This is a genomic window from Candidatus Methylomirabilota bacterium (assembly GCA_036002485.1).
Taxonomy (GTDB): Bacteria; Methylomirabilota; Methylomirabilia; order Rokubacteriales; family CSP1-6; genus AR37.
This window is the reverse complement of the sequence record DASYTI010000009.1, coordinates 34,235-42,358: the sequence shown is the minus strand read 5'-3', so window position 1 is coordinate 42,358 and position 8,124 is coordinate 34,235. Positions and strand designations below refer to the sequence as shown.

The window sequence follows — 8,124 nt, the reverse complement described above, 5'->3', positions numbered from 1 at the left end:
TTGCCGAAGTCGAAGGTCTCCTGCCAGGCCAGGCCCTTCTCCACGAGGGAGCCCTTGAGCTTGGCGGGCTCCTTGACGACGAGACGAGGCGGATCGGCCGGCTCATCGGGCTCGACGGCGGGATCGAGTCTGCCGGGAGGGGGCCGCACCGCCGGGCTTGCCGTCTCGGTGCCGTGGAAGAAGAGGAGCGCGCGGAGCCGCGCACCCAGCGCGCTCGACATGACGTGGAGCGAGATCCGCGTGATGAGGAGCATGGCGACAGGGATGAGGACGAGCAGGATGATCCAGGCGCCCACGGTGCCGACGGAGGCGCGGAGAGCCTCGGAGACCGCCCAGCCGAGCACGCCGCCCTTGTGGATGCGCTGCTCGGAGAGGGTGTCGGACATCCGGGTGAGAATGCCCGTGGCGCTGATGAGGAGCAGGGCGAGGCCGAGGCCAGCGGGCCAGCCCGTGACCATGCGCGAGCGGATGAAGGCGGAGGCGCCATAGCCCGCCAGGAGCAGCGGGAAGAGAAATCCCGCATAGCCGAAGGCCCAGAAGAAGATCCAGCCGAGCCAGACCCCGACGGGGCCGACGGGACTCGACTGATCGAGCAGGTGCACCGTCGGCTCATAGGCAAAGAGGGCGACGCCGCTGAAACCGGCAAGGGCGAGAGCCAGGATACCTTTGACCTCCCGTACCCAGCGGCCCTGCTCGCGCCTGGCCCGGCGCGCCGCGCGCCCGGCCGCCTCGGCCCGCGCGCCGGCTCCCGGCCCCGTTCCCCGCTCGACCCCTCGGTCGGCCGGTCGTTCCGCCACTCGCTCGGCCATCAGACCTCCAGGACCAGCGGGATCACGACCGGCTTGCGGTCGAAGCGCTGGTTGATGAAGCGGCGCACCGCGCTCCGCACGATGGCGCCGATGAGCTCGCGATCGATCACCTCGGGCTCCTCTCGGGCCGCCAGCGCTTCGCGGACGGCGCGCTTGACCTCTTCCATCAGCTCGTCGGAGTCCTTCATGTAGACGAACCCGCGAGAGGCGATCTCGGGTCCCGCCACCACCGAGCCCGAGATCTTGTCTATGGTGAGGGCGACCACGACCATCCCCGCCTCGGCCAGGAGCTGGCGGTCCCGCAACACCACCTGCCCCACATCGCCGATACCCTTGCCGTCCACGAAGATTCGTCCGGTCGGGTACCCCGTGAGCACGCGGGCGCCAGATTTCGAGAGCTCGAGGCCCACCCCGTCCTCCACGAGGAAGACGCGGTCACGGGGAATACCCACGCTCTCGGCGAGGCGGGCGTGCTGGAGAAGATGACGGTACTCGCCGTGCACGGGCATGAAGTACCGCGGGCGCGTGAGCGCGAGCATGTGCTTCAGATCCTCCTGGCTGGCATGGCCCGAGACATGAACGAAGGCCACGTCCTCCCACAGCACCTCGGCGCCAAGGCGGAGGAGGGCATTGATCGCGCGTCCGATGACGCGCTCATTGCCCGGAATGACGCGCGAGGAGAAGATCACGAGGTCGCCCGCGCCCACCGAGACGTCCTTGTGCTCTCCCGCGGCGATGAGGGAGACGGCGGAATGGGTCTCGCCCTGGCTGCCCGTCGACAGGATCACCTGCCGGCGCGCGGGCAGCTCTCCCAGTTCCTCGAGAGAGACGAGGAGCCCGTCCGGCACCTTGAGGTAGCCGAGCTCGGAGGCCACGGCGACATTGGCGACCATGCTGCGCCCGAGCAGGGCGACCTTGCGCGAGGAGGCGGCGGCCAGATTGAGCACTTGCTGGATCCGGTGGATGTGTGACGCGAAGGTGGCAACGAGAATTCGTCCGTGCGCCTCGGCGAAGCGGCCCTCGAGGGCCGCCCCCACCTCCGTCTCCGAGCCGGTGCGCCCGGGGCGGCCGGCATTGGTCGAGTCCGAGCAGAGGGCGAGGACCCCGCGATTCCCCAGGGCACGGAACCGCGCGTAGTCGGGCTGCGCGGCGTCCACCGGGTGCTCGTCGAGCTTGAAGTCACCCGTGTGGATCACGGTGCCCACCGGCGTCTCGATGGCGAGCCCGATGCCGTCGGCGATGGAATGCGTCACCCGGATGGGCTCGACCACGAGCCCGCCCACCCGGATCTCGTCGCCCGGCTGATAGGGCCGGAGATCCGCGCTCGCGAGGGCGCCCAGCTCGGTCAGCCGGTGGCGGGCGATGGCGAGGGTGAGCGGGGTTCCGTAGACCGGCACGTCGAACTCGCGCAGGAGGTAAGCGAGGGCGCCGACATGGTCCTCGTGGCCATGGGTCAGGACGACGGCGCGAAAGCGGGCGCGCTGCTCGCGGAGATAGGTCCAGTCCGGGATGACATAGTCGACCCCCGGCATCTCATCATCGGGAAAGAGCAGGCCGCAGTCCACGGCGATGATGTCATCACCCGTTTCGACGAGCATCATGTTGAGCCCGATCTCACCCAGCCCGCCCAGCGGGATGAGGCGGACGGCGGGCTCGGCGGGAACATCGATGGGGACCGGTGAAGGCCTGTAAATAGTGCTCACGGCGGCGCATTCATGGTATCACCACGCGCCGTGGCGGCGAAAAAGCGAGGCGTCAGCCGTGCGTCCGCGCCAGCCTGGCAAACTCCGCGATGGTGAGGGTTTCCGCCCGCCGGCCAGGATCCACGTCGGCCGAATCGCAGAGGGAGCGCGCGCGCTCGGCCGCGATCCCAAGTCCCGCCGCCAGGGCATTGGCGAGGTTCTTCCGGCGCTGGCTGAAGGCCGCCAGCACGACCATACGAAAGCGCGCGCCCTCAGCCGCGGGCACCAGAGGCTCGGGGCGGCGACGCAGATGCACCACGGCGGAATCCACCTGAGGCGGCGGCCTGAAGGCGCCGGGCGGCACCGTGAAGACCAGATGCGACTCGCACGACACCTGGGTCAAGACGGAGAGGCTGCCGTAGGTCCTTCCGCCCGGCGACGCCTCGATGCGCTGGGCCACTTCCTTCTGGAGCATGAGGGCCATCTCGTCCACGACCGGTCCGGCGTCGACCAGGGCCTGGAGGATGGGCTTGGCCACACTGTAAGGGAGATTGGCGGCCACGATGACGCGGCCGCCGGCCTCCGGCTTGAGCCCAGCCATACTCGCGTAGTCGAACGTGCGGGCATCGGCGTCGCGGATCTCGACATGGGAGACCCCCGCGAAACGCTCACGGAGCGCGGAGGCCAGCGCGTGATCCACCTCGAGGGCCACCAGTCTCCCCGCGGCTCTGGCCAGGCGTCCTGTCAGGGCTCCCTGACCGGGCCCAATCTCGACCACCAGGTCTCGCGAGGTCGGCTGAACGAGCGCGACCATGCGCTCGGACACGGTCTCGTCGAGGAGAAAGTGCTGGCCGAGCGCGCGCGTCTTACCGGAAGCCGCGCGGCGCGCGGGACGGGGAGCCAGCGCGCGCGCGTTGCGGCGCGGGCTCACGCCGTGAGCCTGCTCTTGAGCTCGGCGAGGAGCGAGGCGTAGACCGCCCGCACCTGCCCTTCGGTCTCGGCGCGCGTGCCGGAATTGTCGATGACGTAGTCGGCGCGCTTGGCCTTGTCGGCCACGGGCATCTGGCTCGCGATCCGGGCGCGGCACTCGGCCTCGGGGCGGCCGTCGCGCGTCATGAGGCGGATCAGCTCGGTCTCGGGATCGGCGTAGACGACGACCACGCGATCCATCCGGGACACCCCGCCCGACTCGAAGAGCAAGGCCACGTCCCAGATGACGATGCCCTCGTGGCCTTCCTCCTCGAGGACGGAGAGGATGCGCTGCTGGCGGAGGCGTATGGCCGGATGCGTGATCTCCTCGAGCCGTTTGCGCTTGGCGGCATCGGCAAAGACGATGGCGCCGAGGGCCTTGCGGTCCAGGTGCCCGTCCTCCTGGACTATACCCGGGCCGAACTCCTCGACGATCTTCGTATAGGCGGGCTGGCCGGGCATGACCACCTCCCGCGCCAGGAGATCGGCGTCGATGACGCGCGCGCCCAGGTGCGCGAACATCTGGCTGACCGTGCTCTTGCCCGTGGCGATGCTGCCCGTGAGGCCGACGAGCAGGAAGCGCCTCACGCCTGTTCCCAGTCGGCTCCGGTCTTGATGTCCACCTTGAGCGGCACGTCGAGAGCCATGGCCGACTCCATCACCTCACGGGTCAGCGCCTCGAGCCGGGCCAGCTCGTCCTCCGGCGCCTCGAAGAGCAATTCATCGTGCACTTGAAGGAGCATCCGCGCCTTGAACCCGCCCTCCGCGAGGGCCTTGGCCATCCGCACCATGGCGATCTTGACGAGGTCGGCCGCGGTGCCCTGGATCGGCGCGTTGGTCGCCATGCGCTCGGCGAAGCCGCGGAGGTTGGGATTGCCGCTCTGGAGCTCCGGGATGTACCGTCGGCGGCCCAGCAGCGTCTGCACGAAGCCGCGCTGGCGCCCCTCGGCCACCGTGCGCTCGAGATAGGCCTTGACCTTCGCGTGGCGCCCGAAGAACCGGTCGAGAAACTCCTGCGCTTGCTTGGGAGTGAAAGATAGCTGGTTCGACAGGCCGAAGGCGGTGACGCCGTAGATCACGGCGAAGTTGGTGGTCTTGGCGATGGCGCGCTGCTCGGCCACGACCGCGGTGACCTCGACCCCGAAGACCTCGGCGGCCGTGCGCTGGTGAATGTCCTCGCCCGCGCGGAAGGCGGCGATGAGGCTCTCCTCGCCCGAGACGTGGGCCAGGATGCGGAGCTCGATCTGCGAGTAGTCCGCGGCGAGGAAGCGCCAGCCGGGCTCGGGCAGGAAGGCCGCGCGGATGCGACGACCGAGCTCCGTCCGGATCGGGATGTTCTGGAGGTTGGGCGCCGACGAATTGTGAACCACAATGCCGTCCGCAATGTACTCCTCGCCCTCGACAGCGATGTCGTACATGGGCACCGGTGGCTCCCAGGACACAGATCGCGCCGCGACCTCGAAGTACTGCCGAGATACCGCCTCGTCCAGGAATTCAGGCACATCAGTGTCGCCCGTCTTCAGAGCGCTTATGATCGACTCGGCTCGACGCAGCGTGCAGGTAGTTCGACCCGCGGCGAATCTATGGACAAAGACGTAGAGAGCCGGGAGACCTTTCCCGTCTGAACGCCTCTCGCAGTCATACAACGTCGACTTGCTGCTCAGGATCTCGTGAGGATTGGGAAGAGTTAGAACTTCCGCCGTGCTCCTCTCAGTGGGTTTGCTGAGCAGCCGATCGAGTTGACCTCGCTTCTTGGCAGAGATGAACCCAATCTGGTCGCGAAACGTGCGCTTGAATCTGTCCCCCAGCACAAACAAGGTGTGGCGCGGCGCGTATCCACGTGGATCGTCCCTGCCATCCGCGATGCTCGACGGTATTCCAAACAGACTTAGAAGGTGGTGAACTCCTTCCAGCATGTCGCGTGACACCGACCGCACCGAAAGAGCACGGGAAGCCGTTCCATCCCCCTCAAAGTATCCACGGAGGAATGAAGCCGCGATTTCTCTTGGCGCACTGAACAGTCCGGGAGGCACTTGAATGACCTTCGAGGTACCGCCCGCCCCGAGCTGCTCTAAGAGGCCGCACACGTCCATGCTCGACAGCATCAAGATCGGGCACGTTCGAGTCCTTCGGAAAGTCGGCGTCTTTCCGAACAACTCACGGATGACATGAGTGAAATGCCGAACCAGATCCTCGTCATGCCAGTCAAAGGCAAGGACTAGTTGGGCTGGCTTTCCATTGTAGTTGCTGTGCGCGATGTGGCCATCGGCCATCGCGTATCCAACTAACTCGGCGAGATCCTGGCTCCAGCCGGTGGGCAGAGAAGGCGTCTTGCGCGTGCGATAGGCTGCAGTCGGTTCCACTTCAAACTCGATCGAAGAACCGAACAACCCCGCAGTGAAGCTCATGTAGAGAGGATCGCCGGGCTTCAACGCGGACGCTTCGACCCACTGACCCAGGCTCCGCAGCTTATGATCAGGACTACAGCGGAATACCACTCCCGTGGAAAGGACAATCGCCACGACAGATTTCACGCCTGTCTGTTCGGAAGCGAGCACACGGCGCGGACCACGCGCCGTGCGTATGAAATCCCCTGGGCGGACGTCTTCGATGCCCACAAGTCCACTCTGGGTGTTTACTAGAGCGCCCGCGGGAAGACAGGACAGCCGGCCCGTGGCCGCGACGAGCTGATTGAAGGAGGTGTGGATGCGGCCGGTGGACGGATGGATCAGCCCCGGCAGGGCATCGGCGTAGGTGGACTTGAGCTTGGCGAGCGTGCGGTGCTCGATGATCTTGGCGGGCAGCTCGTGGCCGAGGGCGAGCTGCTCCAGGACGTCGGCATCGGTGGAATAGCCCGTCTTGGTCTTCTTGACGGGCGGCAGCTTGAGCTTCGCGAAGAGCACCTGGGCCAGCTGCTTGGGCGAGCCGATATTGAACTCGCCGCCCGCCAGCGAGTAAATCTGGCGCGTGAGACCGACGAGGGTGCCGTCGAGCTCCTTGGAGAATTCTTCGAGCCGCGCGGGGTCGACCCGGATGCCGTGGCGCTCCATGAGGGCGAGCACGGGCACGAGCGGGCGCTCGAGATCGTCGTAGAGCGCGTCGAGACCGACTTCGTTGAGCGCGCGCGGCAGCATCTCCCAGAGCTGCCACACCCAGCGGGCGCGCGTCCCGGGGGCGGCGAGGCCCGGCCCTTCGCCCAGCAGCTCGGCGCAGACCTCGTCGAGCTTGTAGCTCGTGCGGGCAGGATTGAGCAGGTAGGCGCCCACGGCCGTGTCCTCGAAGACCGGAACGATCCCGCCGCGGGACAGCCACCACTCGATCACCGGCTTGACGTCATGGCCGATGAGGCGACGGCCGCCGAAGTCGGGCGCCACCGTTCCGAGGGTCAAGACCGCGGCGCCCGCCGCCGGATGAAAGAGGCCGAGGGCTCCGAGGGCGGGTTCGGGCGGCGAGCCTTCCCCCACCCAGTCCACGGCGACGGGCGCATCGGCGGGGACATCGGCGAGCCAGCGCTCGAGCGCCTCGGGTCCCGTCAGGCTCGGGAGCGCCTCCGCGGTGATCTCGGGCGTGGCCGAGGCGGGAAGCTGGCGGATGAGCGTGTGGAACTCGAGCTCGCTCCAGAGCGCCCGCAGCCGCTCCCAGTCGGGCTCCTGGCGGCGGAAGTCCTCGAGACTCTGCGCGATGGGCACCCGCGTGCTCACGGTGGCGATCTCGCGCGAGAGAAGGGCGGCCTGGCGGTTCGCGGCCAGCGCCTCGCGGAGCTTGCCGGGCACGAGGGTGAGGTTCTCGTAGAGCCGCGACACGCCGCCGAACTGGCTGATGAGCTTGACGGCCGTCTTCTCTCCGATCCCCGGCACGCCGGGGATGTTGTCGATGCTGTCGCCCATCAGCGCCAGCAGGTCAGGAATCTGCTCTGGGGTCACGCCCCACTTGGCGGTGACGGCCGCCCCGTCGTACCACACGGGCTCCCCCCGGGCGTTGGCCGAGAGGACGCGGACACGCGGGCTCACGAGCTGGAGCATGTCCTTGTCGCTCGTGACGAGGACCATCTCGACCGGCTCGCTCTTCATGCGCTCCACCAGGGTGCCCAGCACATCATCGGCCTCGAAGCCCGGCACTTCCAGAAGCGGCAACCGGAGCGCCTCGAAGACGCGCATCACCAGGGCGATCTGGCTCCGGAGGTCGTCCGGCATCCCGGGACGCGTCTCCTTGTAGGTCGGCAGCTTCGCTTCCCTGAACGTCGGCCCCGGCGGGTCCCAGGCCACGGCGGCGTACTCCGGATTCTCATCACGGAGGAGCTTCCAGAGCATCGTGGACATGCCGAAGACGGCGTTGGAGGGCTGGCCCTTCGAGTTCGAAAGATAGGGCAGCGCGTGATACGCGCGGTAAAGATATCCGGGGCCGTCCACGACGAACAGGCGGGCGTTCATACCGCCTAATTGTTACACAGCCCGCGAGTCCCGTGCCGGGACAGTGCTGTCCGCTGTGGGTCAGTCTTGGCAGTGGCACTGGGGCAAGTTGCGAGCCAGACGAGGAGCGAGCGGGCCGGCAGCCCGAGGCGTACGTGGCCGTTCGAGCCGAGCAGCGCAGCCACGAGGCGAGGGCTGAATTGACGTACGTTGAGGGTTGCCGGCCCGCTCGCAACGTGGCAGTTCGAGCCGAGC

General features: G+C 67.7%; 5 protein-coding genes. All 5 read right to left on the bottom strand.

All coding sequences use genetic code 11. The annotated features are described in order from the left end of the window. The coding region (locus VGT00_01480; protein ID HEV8530071.1) for a DNA translocase FtsK 4TM domain-containing protein at positions 1 to 809 on the bottom strand (809 nt) is incomplete at its 3' end. Next, the gene (locus tag VGT00_01475; GenBank protein HEV8530070.1) at positions 809 to 2,512 is read right to left on the bottom strand and encodes a ribonuclease J; all 1,704 of its coding nucleotides are present in this window, start codon (positions 2,510 to 2,512) and stop codon (positions 809 to 811) included. The genes VGT00_01475 and VGT00_01480, both read right to left, overlap by 1 nt. 52 nt (positions 2,513 to 2,564) lie before the next feature. Continuing rightward, positions 2,565 to 3,422, bottom strand: a complete 858-nt coding sequence (rsmA, locus tag VGT00_01470; protein ID HEV8530069.1) for a 16S rRNA (adenine(1518)-N(6)/adenine(1519)-N(6))-dimethyltransferase RsmA — start codon at positions 3,420 to 3,422, stop codon at positions 2,565 to 2,567. Beyond that, on the bottom strand, positions 3,419 to 4,048 hold the full coding sequence (gene coaE, locus VGT00_01465; protein ID HEV8530068.1) for a dephospho-CoA kinase: 630 nt from the start codon (positions 4,046 to 4,048) through the stop codon (positions 3,419 to 3,421). Before coaE ends, rsmA begins: the two co-directional genes overlap by 4 nt. Beyond that, complete coding sequence (locus tag VGT00_01460; protein ID HEV8530067.1) at positions 4,045 to 7,890, bottom strand: DNA polymerase; 3,846 nt, start codon at positions 7,888 to 7,890, stop codon at positions 4,045 to 4,047. Before VGT00_01460 ends, coaE begins: the two co-directional genes overlap by 4 nt. Positions 7,891 to 8,124 lie beyond the last annotated feature (234 nt).

What these genes read in the sequence shown, in the direction of transcription:
- VGT00_01460 (HEV8530067.1), bottom strand. Translation starts at nt 7,890, where the DNA reads ATGAACGCCCGCCTGTTCGTCGTGGACGGCCCCGGATATCTTTACCGC.